Origin of the sequence: Pelagibacterium mangrovi, assembly GCF_036662815.1 — a bacterium.
GTDB classification, from domain to species: domain Bacteria; phylum Pseudomonadota; class Alphaproteobacteria; order Rhizobiales; family Devosiaceae; genus Pelagibacterium; species Pelagibacterium mangrovi.
The window spans coordinates 17,352-36,097 of record NZ_JBAFXA010000008.1; the positions used below are offsets into that span (position 1 = coordinate 17,352).

General features: G+C 64.0%; 16 protein-coding genes. 10 read left to right on the forward strand and 6 right to left on the reverse strand.

Annotated elements, in window-relative coordinates; translation table 11 throughout:
- Positions 1–4: 4 nt before the first annotated feature.
- The 6 genes from nirB to V4T21_RS14455 form a co-directional block, all read right to left on the reverse strand.
- Positions 5–2,449 carry a nitrite reductase large subunit NirB gene (nirB, locus tag V4T21_RS14430; RefSeq protein ID WP_332718030.1) on the reverse strand — a complete coding sequence of 815 codons (2,445 nt, stop codon included), beginning with the start codon at positions 2,447–2,449 and terminating at the stop codon, positions 5–7.
- 311 nt (positions 2,450–2,760) lie between these two features.
- The gene (locus V4T21_RS14435; RefSeq protein ID WP_332718032.1) at positions 2,761–3,996 is read right to left on the reverse strand and encodes a CmpA/NrtA family ABC transporter substrate-binding protein; all 1,236 of its coding nucleotides are present in this window, start codon (positions 3,994–3,996) and stop codon (positions 2,761–2,763) included.
- Between the two features lie 8 nt (positions 3,997–4,004).
- Complete coding sequence (locus tag V4T21_RS14440) at positions 4,005–4,592, reverse strand: ANTAR domain-containing response regulator (protein ID WP_440589660.1); 588 nt, start codon at positions 4,590–4,592, stop codon at positions 4,005–4,007.
- A 111-nt stretch (positions 4,593–4,703) separates the two neighbouring features.
- Positions 4,704–6,203, reverse strand: a complete 1,500-nt coding sequence (locus tag V4T21_RS14445; protein ID WP_332718036.1) for a coiled-coil domain-containing protein — start codon at positions 6,201–6,203, stop codon at positions 4,704–4,706.
- Positions 6,204–6,210: 7 nt separating this feature from the next.
- Positions 6,211–7,161 (reverse strand): DUF6384 family protein, encoded by a 951-nt coding sequence (locus V4T21_RS14450; RefSeq protein ID WP_332718038.1) that lies wholly within the window; start codon positions 7,159–7,161, stop codon positions 6,211–6,213.
- 18 nt (positions 7,162–7,179) lie between these two features.
- Complete coding sequence (locus V4T21_RS14455; RefSeq protein WP_332718040.1) at positions 7,180–8,361, reverse strand: cell surface protein; 1,182 nt, start codon at positions 8,359–8,361, stop codon at positions 7,180–7,182.
- A 156-nt stretch (positions 8,362–8,517) separates the two neighbouring features.
- Here V4T21_RS14455 and V4T21_RS14460 point away from each other — a divergent pair, with 156 nt between their 5' ends.
- The 10 genes from V4T21_RS14460 (at position 8,518) to V4T21_RS14505 (ending at position 18,746) form a co-directional block, all read left to right on the forward strand.
- Entirely contained in the window at positions 8,518–8,979 is a 462-nt protein-coding gene (locus tag V4T21_RS14460; RefSeq protein ID WP_332718042.1) for an SRPBCC family protein, read from the forward strand.
- Positions 8,980–9,152: 173 nt separating this feature from the next.
- Positions 9,153–10,160 carry a BMP family lipoprotein gene (locus V4T21_RS14465; protein ID WP_332718044.1) on the forward strand — a complete coding sequence of 336 codons (1,008 nt, stop codon included), beginning with the start codon at positions 9,153–9,155 and terminating at the stop codon, positions 10,158–10,160.
- Positions 10,161–10,189: 29 nt separating this feature from the next.
- Positions 10,190–11,779, forward strand: a complete 1,590-nt coding sequence (locus V4T21_RS14470) for an ABC transporter ATP-binding protein (RefSeq protein ID WP_332718046.1) — start codon at positions 10,190–10,192, stop codon at positions 11,777–11,779.
- The gene (locus V4T21_RS14475) at positions 11,776–12,897 is read left to right on the forward strand and encodes an ABC transporter permease (RefSeq protein WP_332718048.1); all 1,122 of its coding nucleotides are present in this window, start codon (positions 11,776–11,778) and stop codon (positions 12,895–12,897) included. Before V4T21_RS14470 ends, V4T21_RS14475 begins: the two co-directional genes overlap by 4 nt.
- 3 nt (positions 12,898–12,900) lie before the next feature.
- Complete coding sequence (locus V4T21_RS14480; protein ID WP_332718050.1) at positions 12,901–13,863, forward strand: ABC transporter permease; 963 nt, start codon at positions 12,901–12,903, stop codon at positions 13,861–13,863.
- Complete coding sequence (locus tag V4T21_RS14485) at positions 13,847–14,275, forward strand: cytidine deaminase (RefSeq protein WP_332718052.1); 429 nt, start codon at positions 13,847–13,849, stop codon at positions 14,273–14,275. Before V4T21_RS14480 ends, V4T21_RS14485 begins: the two co-directional genes overlap by 17 nt.
- Positions 14,276–14,289: 14 nt before the next feature.
- Entirely contained in the window at positions 14,290–15,084 is a 795-nt protein-coding gene (locus V4T21_RS14490; protein ID WP_332718054.1) for a purine-nucleoside phosphorylase, read from the forward strand.
- Complete coding sequence (gene deoC / locus V4T21_RS14495; protein WP_332718056.1) at positions 15,081–16,070, forward strand: deoxyribose-phosphate aldolase; 990 nt, start codon at positions 15,081–15,083, stop codon at positions 16,068–16,070. The genes V4T21_RS14490 and deoC overlap by 4 nt, the downstream gene beginning before the upstream one ends.
- 12 nt (positions 16,071–16,082) lie before the next feature.
- Positions 16,083–18,452 (forward strand): aldehyde dehydrogenase family protein, encoded by a 2,370-nt coding sequence (locus tag V4T21_RS14500; protein WP_332718058.1) that lies wholly within the window; start codon positions 16,083–16,085, stop codon positions 18,450–18,452.
- Between the two features lie 3 nt (positions 18,453–18,455).
- Complete coding sequence (locus tag V4T21_RS14505; RefSeq protein ID WP_332718060.1) at positions 18,456–18,746, forward strand: DUF6958 family protein; 291 nt, start codon at positions 18,456–18,458, stop codon at positions 18,744–18,746.

Sequence of the window (18,746 nt, forward strand, 5' to 3'; positions counted from 1 at the left end):
GCGCTCACTCCGCTGCCTGGAGCATGGCGAGATCGGCCATGGCCGCGAATTCATGGGCGTCCTTGCCGTTGACGCGCTCTTCCCACGGATCGACCTGGGCGAATTGCTGGGAATAGACGAAGCGGTCGAACAGCGTCCGGCGCCTGGCCAAATCTTCGACGATTGCGGCCTTGATCGAGGGGATGCCGACGCGCTGCATCCATTTGTAGATGCGTTCGAGATAGCGGCCCTGTTCGCGATAAAGCTGGGTCAGGGCGGCGATGATCTCGATGGCTTCGTCTTCGGTTCGGGCGTGGCCCAGAACTTCGGTGCCGCGAATGTCGAGGCCCGCGGCGCCGCCGAAATGAATCTCGTAGCCACTGTCGACGCAGATGACGCCGATGTCCTTGCAGGTGGCCTCGGCGCAGTTGCGCGGGCAGCCGGACACGGCCAGCTTGAGCTTGGCCGGGGTCCAGGAGCCCCACATGAACTTCTCGATCTTGATGCCGAGCCCGGTGGAATCCTGGGTGCCGAAGCGGCACCAGTCGGAGCCGACGCAGGTCTTGACCGTGCGCAAGCCCTTGGCATAGGCGGCGCCCGACACCATGCCGGCGGCGTTCAGATCGGCCCAGACGGCGGGCAGGTCCTCCTTTTTGACGCCGAGCAGGTCGATGCGCTGGCCGCCGGTGACCTTGATGGTGGGGATTTCGAACTTTTCCGCCACATCGGCGATGGCGCGCAATTCCTTCACATTGGTGATGCCGCCGAACATGCGGGGCACCACCGAATAGGTGCCGTCCTTCTGGATATTGGCGTGGACACGCTCGTTGATGAAACGAGACTGGCCATCGTCCTGGTATTGGCCGGGCCAGGTGGCGATGAGGTAGTAGTTGAGCGCGGGCCGGCATTTGGCGCAGCCGCAGGAGGTGGTCCAGCCCAGCTCCTGCATGACGGCGGGAATGGATTTGAGGTTCTGCGCGACGATGAGGCGGCGCACTTCGTCATGGCCGAGGTCGGTGCAATTGCACATGGGCTGGATGGCGGCGGGGTTATAGGCATCGCCGATCGTCGCCATCAGCAGTTTTTCAACGAGGCCGGTGCAGGAGCCGCAGGAGGCCGAGGCCTTGGTGTGGGCGCGGACATCGTCGAGCGAGGTCAGGCCCTTGGCGGTAATGGCATCGGTGATCCTGCCCTTGCAGACGCCGTTGCAGCCGCAGATTTCGGCATCGGCGGGGAGCGCTGCCACGGCGGCCAGCGGATCGGCGGCGGCACCGCCGCCATAGGACTGGCCGTAGATCAGCGTGTCGCGCATCTGGCTGATGTCGGTGCCGCGCTTGATGAGATCGAAGAACCAGGCGCCGTCGCCGGTTTCCCCATAAAGCACCGTGCCGATGATCTTGTTGCCGGCGAGCACGACGCGCTTGTAGATGCCTGAGGCGGCATTGCGGAGCACGATCTCTTCGCGGCCCTCGCCCTCGGCGAAATCGCCGGCCGAATAGAGGCTGACCCCGGTCACCTTGAGTTGGGTCGCCGTCTTGGGGGCGGCGAAGGCGGCAGGTTCGCCGACGAGCGTTTTGGCCGCGACTTTAGCCATGTCGTAGAGCGGGGCGACGAGGCCATAGACGGCTCCGTCGTGCTCGACACATTCGCCCAGGGCCAGGATGGCGGGGTCCGAGGTCTGCATGGAAGCGTCCACGACCACCCCGCGCTGGACTTCCAGGCCGGCATCGGTTGCCAGCCGCGTTTCCGGCCGGATGCCGGCGGCCATGACGACCAGATCGGCTTCGTACAGCGTGCCGTCGTCGAGAAGTACGGCTTCGACCCGGTCGGAGCCGAGAATGGCCTTGGTCTGGGCGCGACAGTGGATTTTGATGCCCCGGCGGGTCAGTTCGCGCTCGAGGAGATAGCCGGCCGCCGCATCGAGCTGGCGCTCCATCAAATGGCCGGCAAGGTGCAGCACGACGACCTGCATGCCGCGTTCGCGCAGGACGGCGGCCGCCTCCAGGCCCAGAAGGCCACCACCGATGACGACGGCACGGCCACTGGCCCGATCGGCGGCGGCGAGCATGGCATTGACATCGTCGAGATCGCGGAAGGCCCGCACGCCGGGCAGGTCACGACCGGCGATGGGGAGAATAAAGGGAGCCGAACCGGTGGAGATGACCAGCTTGTCGTAGGGTGTCTCGACGCCGTTGGCGAACACCGTCCTGGACCGGCGGTCGATTTTGGTGACGGCGTGGCCGAAACGGGTATCGACACCATTGGCCGCGTACCAATCGGCATCATGGGTGACGATGTCCTCGTAGGTCTTCTCACCCGCAAGGACCGGCGAGAGCATGATGCGGTTGTAATTGCCGCGCGGCTCGGCGCCGAACAGGGTCACCTCGTAAGTGTGGGGCGTCTCGAACAGATGCTCGAGCATGCGCCCGGAGGCCATGCCAGCACCGATGATGACGAGCTTTTCGGTCATGAAATCGACTGCTCTCGTTATGGCGGTCCTTGCCGGACCGCACGGCCAAAACGAAAACGCCGCCAACCGTCACGACCCGTCTCCCAAGGGAAGACCTGTCTTGATGGTTGGCGGCGTTGCCAGATGTGTCGGCGCCCGCCATTGGACGCCAGGAAATCACTGCGCCGGAGCGCTTGCAAAAGAAATTGCAGGAAGCGTGCCAGATTGCCTGCGCGGCAGAAAATCCAGCAAAATCAGGTCTATGAGGGGTTTGCGTCGATAAAGTCTAACGGCGGCAAAAAAGGTTTGCGCACAAGCCTGCAGCAAAATGCTTAATGTGTGGGCAGGTGGTACTTCTGGCCTGCGATATAATCATCAAGCCTGTCGAGGTCGAATTTCATGCCATCGAAGAAGCCGTCCGGCCCCAGCGTCAGCGCGCCGCCGGCAGCGCCAACCATGGTCGGCTCGGTCAGCGCGCCCTCGATCTTGGCATTGGCCGAGGGGATTGCGATGCCCTGTGCCGACAGCGCGGCGCGGAAGATATCGGGGCGATAGGTTGCGCGGGCCTTGGCGGCGTTTTCGGGCGTGTGTTCGACCTGACGCCACCGCACCATTTGGGAATAGAACCACATGGCATGGCTGATCCAGGGGAAATTGGCGGCACGCAGGAAGGGCACGAAAAATTCGTCGACCTGATGTTCTTCGCCGGGGCCGAAGAGCAGCCTGCCCGACAAGGGACGCAGCAAAAGCTCGGCGGGTAAGCCCAGGCGATCCTCGCGCGACAGGATTTCCGCGAGAGCGGGCATATTGTCCGGATCGCCGCACCAGCGGGCAGCACGGGTCGCGGCGCGGATGAGGGCGGCCAGTTGTTCGGGATAGCGATTGGCCCATTGGGCGCGGGTGCCGAGCACTTTTTCGGGGCTCAACCGCCAGATGGCCGACTTGGTGGTGACGATGCGGCCGATGCCGCGGGCCACGGCGACCGAGCTGAACGGTTCGCCCACGCAATAGGCATCGGTGCGGCGTGCAGCCAGAGCATCGGGCTGGAAGGGTGGCGGCACGATGACGATCTCGATATCTGTTTGCGGATCGATGCCCGAGGCCGCGAGCCAATAGCGCAATTCGTAATTGTGCCCGCTCTCGCGATGCACGACGCCAAAGCGCAGCGGCGGCAGGCCGCGTTGCTGGCGCTGGGCGATGACCCGGCGGAGTGCATGGCCCGTGCCGGCGGCCGAGCCATCCGTGGGTGCGCCGGCCGCAGCCATCTGCTCCCAGAGTTCGTTCGAAACGGTGATGGCATTGCCGCCAAGCCCCAGCGCCATCGGTGCGATAAGCGGTGCATCAAGCGGGGTCAGCCCCAAATTGGCGCTGAGCGGCATTGGGCCCAGCATATGGGCGGCATCGAAATGGCCGATAGCCACCCGGTCCCGAATATTGGCCCATGACGTCTCGCGCACCAGGCGCAGCTCCAGTCCTTCGGCCTCGGCAAAGCCCATGGCCTGCGCTGCGATCAGCACGGCGCTGTCCAGCAGCGGCACATAGCCCACGGTGATCTGCGTCAGTCCCATCTTCTCTCCTATGGCCCCAGAAGCTCGGCCGCTGTCACCAGGCTCTGAGCGATTTCGGCGATCTTGCGATTCTGGTTCATGGCCGTACTGCGCAGCAGGGCATAGGCCTCGTCCTCCGAGAGGCCGCGTGTGCGCATCAATATGACCTTGGCCTTGTCGATGACCTTGCGACCCTGCAATTCGGACCGCGCCGCCTCCAGCTCCCCTTGCATGCGGGAGAAGGCGCGAAACCGCAGAATGGCCATGTCGAGGATCGGCTTGACCCGGTCCTTGCGCAGGCCATCGACGACATAGGCCGAAACGCCGGCGTCCACGGCCGCTTCGATGGAGCTCAGGTCGGCCTTGTCGACGAACATGGCAATCGGCCGCTTGAGACTGCGCGAAAGGGCGAAAAAGTGCTCCAGCACGTCGCGATTTGGATTTTCGAGATCGATGATCACCACGTCGGGGGCGAGTGCGCCGATCTGGCTTGCAACATCGCCGATTTCGGTGATGACCCGCACATGTGCGTGCCCGGCCTCACGCAACCCGGCCTCGATGATAGAAGCGCGGATGGCGTTGTCATCGATGACGAGGATGGAAAGCGTGTCGGACATCACCCTGTTATTGCCGGATTTTGCCCGGCGGGCAATGAGCGTGGTTTGCTGTCTGACGCGGCTCTGTCTGTGATCGTGGAGGACACCCCGCCGCGCCAAAGGATGCGAATATCAGAACCCGCCGCCGGTCTTGAACCCGCCGCCCTTGAAGCCGCCGCCGGTTTTGAAGCCACCACCGCCGCCGAAGCCGCCACCGCGGGGGCGCGAGAAGCCGCCCCAATTGCCGCCCGAAGGCGGGCGGGGGGAAAAGCCGCCGGGAGGGACGGGGAAACCGCCCCGGCTTTTGGACGAGCGGGGGCGTTGGGTGGGAACGATGGGCCCCGACGTGCCGGACCAATCCTGGGAGTCGCGCCACTTGCCCCAATAGGTGGCCGCCGTCATGCCGCCCTTGAGGAAATCGGTGAGAAGATCGCCCACCAGCCGGTCCTCGCCGAAGCGCGAGCGCGGGTCGTCATAGCGCGATTTCTTGAATTCGAATTCGATGTCCTCAAGCTCGCGCCGGCGCGATTCCAGCGTCTTGAGACGGGCCCGTTCGTCGTCGAGTTCGACCTGTTCCTCGGCAATGCGGCGGCGGGCGTCTTCGATGCGGGCGACGATGGCGTCGTCTTCCTCGGTGCGCGTGGCGCGCGCTTCGGCCAACAGCTTTTCGATTCCCGTGCCCCGGATCGCCTCGGCGAGCATTTCGACCGCCTGCCCGAAGGCGGGGTCGCCCCCGTCGGCGATCTGTTTCTGGCGCTCGGTCAGCTCCTCGCGGGCGTCCTCATGGGTGAGCAGCTCGGCATCGATCGCCTCGACCCTGGCGCGGGCCGCCTCGATCTCGGTGCGCGCATCGCGCCCGCCGGCCGCGTCGAGCGCCGCTTTTTCCGTGTCCGCGATCTGGGCTTCCACGACCTCGACGTCGTCGGCCAGCCGCTCGGCGTGCTCGCGCAGCCGTTCGGGAATGGCGGTCAGCATGGCGTAATTGGCGCGCGCCTCGGTGTAGCGGACCAGCCGGGCCACCCAATCGTCGAGCATGCGCGTGATATTGCCGGCTTTATAGGCCGACGTTCCGTAGCCACGATCCCAGAGATAGGAAAACAGCGGATCGGAGCGGTAGGGCTCGCCCTTGGCGTCTCGGTCGGCCTCGGCCTGATCGGCCTTGCGGTCCGCTTCCAGGGCGGTGCGGTCGAGCTCCTCGCGTTGGGCGACAAGCTTTTCATAGTCCGTATCGGCGGCGAGCGCCGACGCGACCGGGGCCGAAAGGGCGTCGAGCTCGGCCTGGCGGCTTGCCGCGGTATCGAGCAGCGTCTGGCGTTCGGCGGTGAGCCCGGCCAGCGCAGCCTCGGTGTCGGCCAGCGTCTTTTCCATTTCGGCCATGGCCGCCGCATGCGCCTTGAGCATGTCGCGGGCCTTGCTTTCCGCCTGGGAAAGCGTGCCGGCCAATTCGTTCCTGACCTCGGGGGAAAGCCGCACGGTGGCAAGGGCGCGCAACTGCCCCAGTTCGGTCTCGCGCAGCTTGCCGGCCCGCTCGTTGGCGCGCGCGATGCGCTTGGTGATTTCGTCTTCCTCGCGCCTGATGTCGCGCAGCGCATCGTCGAGCGCGCGCATGGCCTGGGGTCCGCTTACACTCATTGCCGCCTCACCATTGGGTAATCGCTCCGTCGAGCACCGGCATGGTGTAGTCGGTATCAAGGAAGCCGTATTGTTTGACCCCCAGAACGTTGCGCTGGATGATGCCGTCGTCCTGCCGATCGGCGCGCACATTCTCATAGGTGATTTCGGGCACGCGGATCGCCCAGGTCGAAACGTCCTGGGTTTCGCCGGTTTCCTCATTGGTGACGGGCAGGGTCACCGCCTCGCCATCGGCGTCGAGCGCTTCGACTACGAGGTAGTAATTGGTCGCCGCCGTGTTGTTTTCCGGGAAGCGCCAGATGCCGGTGTCGCGTCCCGGCTCGTTGACGATGCGGATGGAATATTCGGCCAGAAGCGTCGAATGGATGGATTCCAGCTCATCGATGGCCGACAGCGCCGCATCGCGATCGCCTCGTTCGGCGGCGGCTTTGCCGCGCTCGACCCAGGGTTCGGCGATTTCCAGCGCCGACTGCACCTTGGTCTCGTTGAAGATGTTCTGGTAGAGCGTGTCCATCTGCGCGGGCAGGCCTTCGGCCAGCTCGATCCGCGCCGCTTCGGCGACGCCGGCCTGATAGGGGCGGTAAACGAAGAAATAGCCCCCCACGATCAGGACGAGCAGCGCGGCGACGATGAGCGCCGGCCGACCCCAGCGGACGCGGCTGACATAGAGCCGGGCCAGCCAAGTCGAGAAATTGTCAGGGGGCGGGGTATAGGTGAACCGGCTCTCGGCGAGGGCCTTGACGCCCTCGGCGAGGATATGGTCGGGCACCTCTATGCCTTGATCGTGATAGATCTTGCGCAGCCGCTCGATGAGCTGGGCTTCGCGCGCGCCGGCGCCCAACTCGCGGGCCACGAGGTTGTCCTCGTGGCGCAAGGTGTCCACGACGTCCATGGCGAGCATGACGTCGTCAAGCGGCGCCTTGCCCGCCTGCCCCGATATAGCCCCACCGCTGGTCATTGGCTGTTGCAACAGCTCCTATTGCGAGGCCACCAGGGCATTGCCCTGGGCGGCGAGCGTCGCCAGCCGCTTCTTGCCATCCTCGACGGCATCGCGGATTTCGACCGAATTCTTGGTCGCCTGGTCGCGCATCTCGGCGATGATGGTGTAGGAGTGCTCCTGGAAGTTGACGACGCTATCGACCAGCTTCTTGACCGCATCGGCGCGGATGGTGGGGCCGTAACCTGCCTTGAGCGCCTCTTCCTGCACCTTGCCGCCGATCTCGGAAAGCGTTTCCAGGCTCTGGCTCATGCCTTCCTTCATCGCATTGAGCGTTTCGGTCGATTCATGGAGACCGAACAGGCCCGTGAACGAGGCCGAGAGCGCGGTGAGCACCGTCTCATTGGTCGAAAAGAAGGAAATCGACTGCTGATAGACCCGCTCCTTGGCGTTGGTGGTCTGCATCAGCCGCGCCATGATCACTTCGGAGGTCGAATACGAGATCGTCAGGTTATCGGAAAGGTCCTTGGCGATCTGGTAGCGGCGCTCCTCGTTCTGAAGATCGCGCAGCTTTTCGTCACGCGCCATTTCCAGCCGCGCCCGGTCGGCCGGCGTGCCTTCGGTGAAGGCGGTGAGCGCCTCGGAGGCGGTGTTAAGCTCGTATTTGCGCTGTTCGAGCTGCTTGTCGGCGATTTCGAGCACTTCGAGCGCCATCACCTCGGCCTGCTTGAGCGCGCCGCGGAAATCGCGATAGGCCTCGAGGATGGTGTGCTCGCGGTCGATCTGGTCCTTGGTGTCTTTCGAGACGTCGAGATAGGTGTCGCGGATCTTGTCGAAGCGCGAAGCGATATCGCCGCGCGAAACCTTCATCCACACATTAGAAGCGCGCTCGAGCATGTCGAGCTTGCCGTCCTCGAGCTGGTCGACCATGCCCTTGGCGTCGTCGCGGATCGAGTTGAAGGATTTGGTGATGTCCTCGTAGCGCTCGCCCACATTCATGGACGCCACCTGGGTGCGGACCACTTCGTTGAAGGCGCTCGACTGGGTGAGGACACGGCCGATCAGGACCACTTTGGTGTCGTCGAGATGGGTGATTTCCGAAAGCAGGCCGGTGATCGGCGCTTCCTGGGGCTCGCCCTCCGGCCAGAGCCCCAATTCGCGGATCGCGCCCACCGCGCGGTCGAGATAGGCGAGAGGCTTGTCCATCACTTCGGTTGCCATTTGTCGTCGTCCCTGTTGTAACCTTTGACAGATGTGGTGCCATGATTCCGCCCGCCAAGGGAGAAGACAATTGCGCAAGCATCACAGGCGCCTGTTTTATCGCAACTGGTGCCAAAAAGCCGCATAAGGGCGACAGCAGGAAAACGAGGGGCCGGCGTGGATTTCGGAGGACGATACAGGGTCGCGGCGGGGCGCGGGGCGGTCTGGGCGGCGCTCAACGATACCGAAGTCCTCAAGGCCTGCATTCCGGGCTGCAAGCGGATCGACTGGGTGGCGGATGACGCGCTCGAACTCGAGGTCTCGGTCAATTTCGGCGTGGCGCACCCCACTTTCACCGGCGATCTGTTTCTTTCCAATGTTACGCCGGCCGAACGCTATACGCTGACCGGGCAAGGCCGAGGCGGATTGCTGGGCAAGGCGCAAGCTTCCGCCGATATCGAATTGGCCGATCTGGGCGCCGATACGCTCTTGAGCTTTGCGGCGAGCGGCGGCGCGTCGGGGCGGATAATGAGCATGGGCAAGGCGCTGATCGGCAATTCGGCGCAAAAGATCATCGACGGGTTCTTCGAGCGCTTCGGGGAAGCGATGGGGGCCCAGGTGTCGCCGCTGGAGGACTGACGCGTTAAGGCTCGCCGCAATCCCAAGATTTTTTGCCCAACTGGTCAAAAAACCGAAATTGACTATTGCGTCGGCCAGTTTTGCGCGATTGTATCTGGGGTTATCGTGCGCGGAAATGTCGCCGGCCATGGCCGGAGTTTCCGCAGCCCGGAAAAAGGGAGCATCGCATCATCATGTCCAAGACAAAATCGACTGGCCTGGCCGCTTTTGCCGGTATCGCGCTTGCAACGCTGATGGCCGGGACCGCACTGGCCGACGCCGCGCTCGTCTATGACGGCGGCGGCAAGTTCGACGCCTCGTTCAACGAATCCGCCTATAATGGCGCCCAGCGCTTCGCAGACGAGACGGGCGGGGCTTTCCAGGACCTCGAAATCAACGGCGATGCCCAGCGCGAGCAGGCCATCCGCCAGTTCGCGGCACGCGGCAACAACCCGATCGTTTTGCCGGGCTTCTCCTGGGAATCCGCCCTGCGTTCGGTCGCTCCCGATTTCCCCGACACATCGTTTTTGATCATCGACACGGTGGTCGACGATCTGCCCAACGTGCGCTCGGTGGTGTTCAAGGAGCAGGAAGGCTCGTTCCTCGTCGGCGTATTGGCCGCGATGGCATCGGAAACCGGCACCATCGGCTTCATCCCGGCCTTCGACTACGAACTGCTGCAGGCATTCGGGTGCGGTTACAAAGAGGGTGCGGCCTATGTCAATCCCGACATCGAAGTGATCGAAACCGCCATCGGCACGGGCTTTGACGCGTTCAACAACCCCGGCGGCGGCACCGAAGTAGCGCGCAGCCAGATCGACCGCGGCGCCGACGTCGTTTATCACGCCGCCGGTGGTGCCGGTGTCGGCGTGCTTCAGGCCGCGGCCGATGCCGGGGTTTACGGTATCGGGGTGGACTCCAACCAGAACCATCTCCATCCCGGCTCGGTACTGACCTCGATGGTCAAGCGCGTGGACGTCGCTGTCTATAATGCGCTCGAAGACTTCGCCAATGGCGAGTGGACGAGCGACGTGCAGGTGCTCGGTCTTGCCGAAGAGGGCGTGGGCGCAGCGTTCGACGAGAACAACGCCGATCTCATCACCGACGAGATGCGGACGGCAGTCGAAGAGGCGACCGCCGCGATCGTTGCCGGCGATATCGTGGTTCACGACTACCGGGACGATCAATCCTGCCCGGTCTGATGCTCCCTCGCTAAGGGAAAGGTCCGGCCATGGACACACCCAACGACACTCTCCAGCGGCCGCAGGCGGCCGCTGGGACCCCGCTTGCCATCGAACTTAAAAAGATCAACAAGCGGTTCGGGCCGGTTCACGCCAACCGCGATATCGACCTGGCCGTCAAACGCGGTTCGGTACACGGCATCGTGGGCGAGAACGGGGCGGGGAAATCGACGCTGATGTCGATCCTCTACGGCTTCTATCACGCCGACAGCGGCGAAATCCTGGTGAACGGGACGCCGGTCACCATCCACAATTCGTCCGACGCCCTGCATCTGGGCATCGGCATGGTGCACCAGCACTTCATGCTGGTCGACAATTTCACAGTGATCGAGAACGTCATTCTGGGCGCCGAGGATTCGGCGCTGCTCAGGCCCAGCGTCGACAAGGCGCGGCGCGAATTGCAGCGCCTGGCCGACGATTACGGGCTTAACGTGCCTGTCGACGCGGTGATCGAGGACCTTTCGGTCGGCCAGCAACAGCGCGTGGAGATATTGAAGGCGCTCTATCGGGGCGCCGATACGCTGATTCTGGACGAACCGACCGGTGTTTTAACGCCGGCGGAAGCCGATCATTTGTTCGACGTGCTGCGGACCCTGCGCGACGAGGGCAAGACGATCATCCTGATCACCCATAAGCTCAGAGAAATCATGGCCATCACCGATGCCGTCTCGGTGATGCGGCAGGGCCAGATGGTCGAAACGCTCGAAACCGCCAAAACGACGCCCGAACAGCTCGCCGAACTGATGGTGGGCCGCCGGGTGCTGCTGCGGGTCGACAAGGCGGCGGCCCATCCGGGCAAGGTGCTGCTCGATGTCAGCGATCTCACCGTCGCCGACGATGCGGGGGTCGAACGGCTCAAAGGCGTTTCGCTCCAGGTGCGGGCGGGGGAAATACTCGGGGTCGCCGGGGTGGCGGGCAATGGGCAATCGGAGCTGCTCGAGGCGCTGGCCGGCATGCGTCCGGCCAGATCGGGCACCATCCGCCTCAATGGCGAGGACGTGACCGCCGCAAACGAGGACAGCGCGGCGATCCTGCGCCGCAACGGGCTGGCGCACGTTCCCGAGGACCGTATCCGCATGGGGTTGGTCACCAATTTCTTCGAATGGGAAAACGCGATTCTGGGCTACCACGAAAAATATGGCGCGGGGCCGCTGCTCGACGTCAAGGCCGCCCGGGCCGAAGCCCAGCGCCATATCGAAAAATTCGATATCCGGCCGGCCAATACCGATCTCAAGACCGCCAATTTTTCCGGCGGCAACCAGCAGAAGATCGTCCTGGCCCGCGAGATGGAGCGCGATCCCGATGTGCTGATCGTCGGTCAGCCGACGCGCGGGGTCGATATCGGGGCGATCGAATTCATCCACAACCAGATCATCAAGATGCGCGACGCCGGAAAAGCGATATTGCTGGTTTCGGTGGAACTGGACGAAATCCGCTCGCTCTCGGACCGGATCGTCGTGCTCTTTGACGGCAATATCGTGGGCGAAGCCGATCCCGCGACGGCAGACGAGGGCGAACTGGGCCTGCTGATGGCCGGCGTCAAATCCGGCGAAACGCGCACAGCCGAGGCCAATCCATGAGCGGTTCCATGCCCTTGCCCCGCTGGGTCGATATCATCCTGTTGCCGGTGCTCAACGTCACGCTGGCTTTCATCATCGGCGGCATCGTGGTGCTGGCGGTGGGTGAAAACCCCATCGAAGCCGTGCAGATCATGCTCTATGGCGCGTTCGGGTACGGCTATGGGTTCGGGTTCACCCTCTACTACACCACCAATTTCATCTTCGCGGGGCTGGCGGTGGCCGTCGCCTATCATGGCGGGCTGTTCAATATCGGCGGCGAGGGACAGGCCTATGTGGGCGGGCTGGGCGCCATCCTCGTGGCGCTGGCGGTGGGTGGCCTGCATTGGGCCTTCGCGCTGCCCTTGATCATGATTTCGGCGGCGCTGTTCGCGGGTGCCTGGGCGTTCATCCCCGGCTGGCTGCAGGCCAGGCGCGGCTCGCACGTGGTGATCACCACCATCATGATGAATTTCATCGCCACATCGATGATGAGCTACATCATCTCGCGGATTTTGAAGCCCGAAAACGTCAATTCCGACGAGAGCGCCCGGATCGCCGAAATCACCCGCGTGCCGTTTCTGTCCGAATGGATACCGCTGCTGCGCAACACGCCGGCCAATATCTCGTTTTTCATCGCGCTTCTGGCGCTGGTGGGCGTCTACATCCTCATCTGGCACACCAAATTCGGCTATGCGCTGCGCACCATGGGCCATAACGGCACGGCGGCGCGCTATGCGGGCATGTCCAACGCCCGGCTGATCATGGTGACCATGGCGATTTCCGGCGCGCTGGTCGGGATGGTCGCTGTCAACGATACCGCCGGCGCCCATGGCCGCCTGCTTTTAGGCTATGTCGCGGGCACCGGGTTCGTGGGCATCGCCGTGGCCTTCATGGGCAAGGCGCACCCGATCGGGGTGGGCCTCTCGGCGCTGCTGTTCGGGGTGCTCTATCAGGGTGGGCAGGAGCTGGCCTTTACGATGCCCACGATCACCCGCGAGATGATCGTCACCATCCAGGCGTTGGTGATCCTGTTTACCGGCGCGATGAGCAATATGCTGCGCAGCCCGGTGGAATTTGCTTTCATGGCCGCCCGATCTCGGCGCGAGCCCGACCGGGTAACCGAAGAGAAGGAGGCGTAAGGCATGGAAGACCTCATCTCCGTTCTCATCACCACCATCCGCGTTTCGACCCCGCTGATCCTGGCGTGTCTGGCCGGGCTCTATTCCGAGCGCGCCGGGATCGTCGATATCGGGCTCGAGGGCAAGCTGTTGGGCTCGGCCTTCGGCGCGGCGGTGGTGGCGGCGCTGACCGGCAATGTGTGGCTGGGGCTGTTCGCGGGGATCGGCGTGTCGCTGGTCTTTTCGGCTATCCATGGGCTGGCCTCGATCAATTTTCGCGGCAACCAGATCATTTCCGGCGTGGCGCTCAATTTTCTGGCTTCGGGGCTGACGGTGTTTCTCGGCGGAGCATGGTTCGGGCGCGGTGGTAACACGCCCCCGCTCACCGGCGACGCACGCTTCTACGGCATCCGACTACCCTTCGCCCAGGAACTGGCCGGCGTTCCGGTGATCGGGCCGATCTATTCGGGGCTGCTTTCGGGCCACACCATCCTCACTTATATCGCCTTCCTCGCCGTGCCGGCGACGGCATGGGTGCTCTGGCGCACGCGGTTCGGGCTGCGGCTGCGGGCGGTGGGCGAAAATCCCAAGGCGCTCGATACCGCCGGCATGTCGGTTTCCTGGCTGCGCTACAAGGCGCTGATGATCACCGCCGTGCTGGTGGGCATGGGCGGGGCGTATCTGTCGACCGCGCAGGCGGCGAGCTTTTCGCGCGAGATGAGCTCGGGCCGCGGCTATATCGCGCTCGCCGCGCTGATCTTTGCCAAGTGGAAGCCTTATCCGGCGCTGGGGGCATGCCTGTTGTTCGGGTTCCTCGAGGCGTTGCAATATCGTTTGCAGGGCGTGTCTTTGCCCATCATCGGGCTTGTGCCGACCCAGGCGATGCAGGCTCTGCCCTATGTGCTGACCATATTGCTGCTGGCCGGGTTCGTGGGACGGGCCATCGCGCCCAAGGCTTCGGGCCAGCCCTATGTCAAGGAGCGCTGAGGTGCGGCTTTCGGGCGAGGACCAGACGCTGTTCGAAGCCGCCGAGGCCGTTCGCGCCAGGGCTTACGCGCCCTATTCGGGCTTTTCGGTTGGCGCGGCGATCCTTGCCGATGACGGGAAAATCTATAGCGGGTGCAATGTCGAGAATGCCGCCTACCCGGTCGGCAATTGCGCCGAGCCTTCGGCCATCGCCGCGATGATCGCCGGCGGGGGTAAGCGGATCGAAAAGATTTTCGTCACCGGCCCCGGCGCAACCCCGGTTACGCCCTGCGGAGGATGCCGCCAGCGTATTCGCGAGTTCGCTTCGCCCGAGACGCCGATCATCTGCCTTGGAGTGGAGGGGGAGCCGCTTCATACGACGCTGGGGGAATTGCTGCCCCATTCCTTCGGCCCGGAGTTCCTGGGGCGTTAAACAGGCATACGCACATGGCGAAAGCGATAAAGACCATCCGCAAGCTGGCGGGCGATGAGCCCGTAGAGGCAGCGCTGATCCTGGGCTCCGGGCTCTCGGAGATTGGCGACCTTCTCGAAGACAGGGTGGCGATCCCGTTTGCCGAGTTGAAGGGGTTCCCGCAGGGCGGGGTGTCGGGACATGGCAAGGAGTTGCTGGTTGGGCGGATGGGCGGCAAGCGACTGGCCATCCTTACCGGCCGGCAGCATTATTACGAGCATGGAGACCCGGCCGCCATGCGTCCGGCGCTCGAAACGCTGGACGAGCTTGGCGTCAAGACGCTGCTGCTCACCAATTCGGCCGGCTCGCTGGACCGCGACGTCGCGCCGGGCAATCTGATGCTGATCGCCGATCACATCAATTACGCGGGGGTCAATCCGTTGATCGGGGAAGCGACCGATGGGCGGTTCGTCAACATGGTCGACGCCTATGATCCCGAACTGCGTGCCGCGACCCATGCGGTGGCCTCCCGCCTCGAAATCGCCCTCAAGGAGGGCGTCTATATGTGGTATTCTGGCCCGAGCTTCGAGACGCCCGCCGAAATCCGCATGGCCCAGACGCTTGGCGCCAACGCGGTGGGGATGTCGACGGTGCCCGAGGTGATCCTGGGGCGGTTCCTGGGGATGCGGGTCTGGGCGTGTTCCTCGATCACCAATATGGGGGCGGGGATGGCGGCCGAGACCATCTCGCACGAGCAGACCAAGGACGTCGCCAGATATGGGGCCGAGAAGTTCAAGCGCCTGATCCCGGCGCTAGTGGAGGAGATATGAGTCTCAAGATCGTCGATACGCCCGCGCCTGGTGTCAGCCACAAGCGCAACCCCGGCTTTCCGCTCGACCTCGATTGGGTGGGGCGGGTGCGGATGAACCGCTCGGCGCTGGAGCGCCGCGCGTCGACCATTGGGGCGCGGCGGACGGTCAAGAAGGAATATCAGCTCGCCTGGCTCCTGAAGGCCGTGTCATTGATGGATCTGACGACGCTCAATTCCGACGATACCAAGGGCCGGGTCGAGCGGCTGTGCGCCAAGGCGCGCAATCCCATCCGCGCCGATCTGATCGAGGCGATGGGGGTGAGCCATCTGGGGATCACGCCGGCGGCGGTGTGCGTCTATCACAATTTCGTCGCGACGGCGGTCAAGGCCCTGGAGGGGACCGATATCCCGGTCGCGGCGGTGTCGACGGCTTTTCCGCACGGACTGACGCCGCTCAAGATCAGGCTCGCCGAGATCGAGGCCTCGGTCGAGGACGGGGCCAGGGAAATCGATATCGTCATCGAGCGCGGCATGGTGCTGGAGGGCGATTGGCAGGGGCTTTACGACCAGGTGAAAGCCATGCGCGCCGCCTGCGGCGATGCCCATATCAAGACCATTCTGGGGACGGGGGAGCTGGCGACACTCACCAATGTCGCCAAGGCTTCGTTGGTCTGCATGTTGGCCGGGGCCGATTTCATCAAGACCTCGACGGGCAAGGAAAAGACCAACGCGACGCTTTCGACCTCGCTGGCCATGATCCGCATGATCCGCTGGTTTTTCGAGGAGACCGGCATCGAGATCGGCTACAAACCGGCCGGCGGGATTTCCAAGGCCAAGGACGCGCTCACCTATCTGGCGCTGATGAAGGAAGAACTGGGGGCGCACTGGTTGCAGCCCCATCTGTTCCGGTTCGGGGCGTCCTCGCTTTTGACCGATATCGAGCGCCAGATCGAACACGGCGTCACCGGCCGTTACGCCGCCGATTACCGCTTCGCGATGGCCTGAGGGATTTGTTTCATGAGCAAGGTGGCTGAAATTTTCGAGACCCTCGAATACGGCCCGGCGCCCGAGGCGGCGGGGCCGGCGCTGGACTGGCTGGAAAAGCATGGGCGCAAGTTCGGGCACTTCATCGACGGCGGGTTCACCAAGCCGGGCAAGACCTTCGTTTCGGCCAAACCGGCCAATGGCGAAAAGCTCGCCGACGTAACCGAGGGCACCAAGGGTGACGTGGACAAGGCCGTCAAGGCGGCGCGCGCGGCGTTTCCGGGCTGGTCGGCGCTCTCGGGCTATGAGCGCGCGAAATATCTCTACGCCATCGCGCGGCAGATCCAGAAGGAAAGCCGGCTGTTCGCGGTGCTCGAAACGCTCGACAATGGCAAGCCGATCCGCGAGACGCGAGATATCGATATCCCGCTGGTCGCGCGGCATTTTACCCATCATGCAGGGTGGACGCAGCACATCGGGAAGAGCTTTCCCGAGCATGTGCCCTATGGGGTGTGCGGGCAGATCATTCCGTGGAATTTCCCGCTGCTGATGCTGTCCTGGAAGATCGCGCCGGCGCTGGCGGCGGGCAATACGGTGGTTCTGAAGCCCGCCGAATTCACCTCGTTGACGGCGCTGCTGTTCGCCGAAATCTGCGCGAGGGTTGGGTTGCCCAAGGGCGTGGTCAATATCGTGACCGGGGCGGGGGAGACGGGCGAGGCCATCGTCAACCATCCCGATATCGACAAGATCGCGTTCACCGGCTCCACGGAAGTGGGCAAGATCATCCGGCGGGCGACGGCGGGGTCGGGCAAGGGGCTGAGCCTCGAACTGGGCGGCAAATCGCCGTTCGTGGTGTTCGATGACGCCGATCTCGACAGCGCCGTCGAGGGGCTTGTCGATGCCATCTGGTTCAATCAGGGACAGGTGTGCTGCGCCGGGTCGAGATTGCTGGTTCAGGAATCGATCGAGGACCAGTTCATCGCCAAGATCAAGGCACGCATGAAGACCCTGCGGGTCGGCGATCCGCTGGATAAATCGGTCGATATCGGCGCACTGGTCGCGCCGGTGCAGGTCGAGCGCGTGCTGGACCTTTTGAAAACCGGCAGGCTGGAGGGTGGGGAATTCTATTCGCCCGATACCGAAATCCCCGGCGATGGCTGCTATGTGCGGCCGACGCTGGTGACCGGCATTTCGCCGGCCCATACGCTGGCCAGCGAGGAAATCTTCGGACCCGTGTTGGTCGCCATGAGCTTTCGCACACCCGAAGAGGCGGTGGCGCTGGCCAACAACACGCGCTACGGGCTGGCTGCCTCGATCTGGACCGAAAATATCAACCTTGCGCTCGATATCGCGCCGAAAATCAAGGCGGGCGTCGTCTGGGTCAATTCGACCAATCAGTTCGACGCCGCCGTGGGCTTTGGCGGCTATCGCGAATCCGGGTTCGGGCGCGAGGGCGGCAAGGAGGGCATGAGCGCCTATCTCAAGCCTGCCTGGGAGAAAAAGCTCAAAGCCGCGCCCGTGCTCAAGCTGGCTGACCCCGCCCAGACGCGCGAGGCGGACGGCATCGACAGGACCGCCAAGCTCTATATCGGGGGCAAGCAGGCTCGGCCTGATTCCGGGTATGCGACCCCGGTCGCGGGCGCCGACGGCAAGCATCTGGGCGAAGTGGGCGAGGGGAACCGCAAGGATATCCGCAACGCCGTCGAAGCGGCGCGGGCCGCACTCGGCTGGGCGAGCGCCACTGCGCACAATCGCAGCCAGATCCTCTATTATCTGGGCGAAAACCTCGACTACCGGAAGACCGAGTTCGCCGACCGTATCCGGTCGATGACCGGCGTTTCGGCCAATGTGGCGCGGCGCGAGGTCGAACTGTCCATCGAACGGCTGTTCGCCTTCGGCGGCTGGGCCGACAAATTCGACGGCGCCGTGCACAATCCGCCCGCCCGGATGATGGCGGTGGCGATGGTCGAACCCGTCGGGGTTCTGGGCATCGCGGCGCCCGTCGAAAGCGCGCTGCTGGGTGCGGTCTCGTTGCTGGCTCCGGCGATCGCCATGGGCAACACGGTGGTTCTGGTTCCATCCGAACCCCATCCGCTGGCGATGACCGATTTCTATCAGGTGCTGGAGACGTCGGACGTGCCCGCCGGGGTGGTCAACATCGTCACCGGTCCGGCTACGGCGCTGGCCAGGGTGCTGGCCGAGCATGACGGGGTGGACGGCATCTGGTTTGCCGGTTCGGCCGAGGATGGTGCGGAAATCGAGCGCCTCTCGGCGGGCAACGTCAAGCAGAGCTGGACGACGCGCGGGCTGGCCTATGACTGGGCCGATCCGGTGATGGAAGGGGCGTATCTGCTGGGCAAGGCCACGCAGGTCAAGAACGTGTGGGTGCCGTATGGGGCGTGAGGCATGAGCGAGAAAATCGAAGTTGAGAACTTTACCTCCCCAGGTCGCGTCCAACGCGTGGATAAAGCCAAATATACGGCGGTCCGAGAGGCGGTGATGCGCCACATTCCGACAGCGGAGCCGGGCGCGACGCCATCCGAGCTGATTACCGCGATCAAACCGGACCTGCCGCAGGATCTGTTTCCGGGTGGCGAAAAGGCCGGTTGGTGGTTCAAATGCGTTCAACTCGACCTTGAAGCCAAGGGTGTCGTCAAACGCGCGGCCAAGCCGCCCGTGCGGCTGCACAAAGTCTGA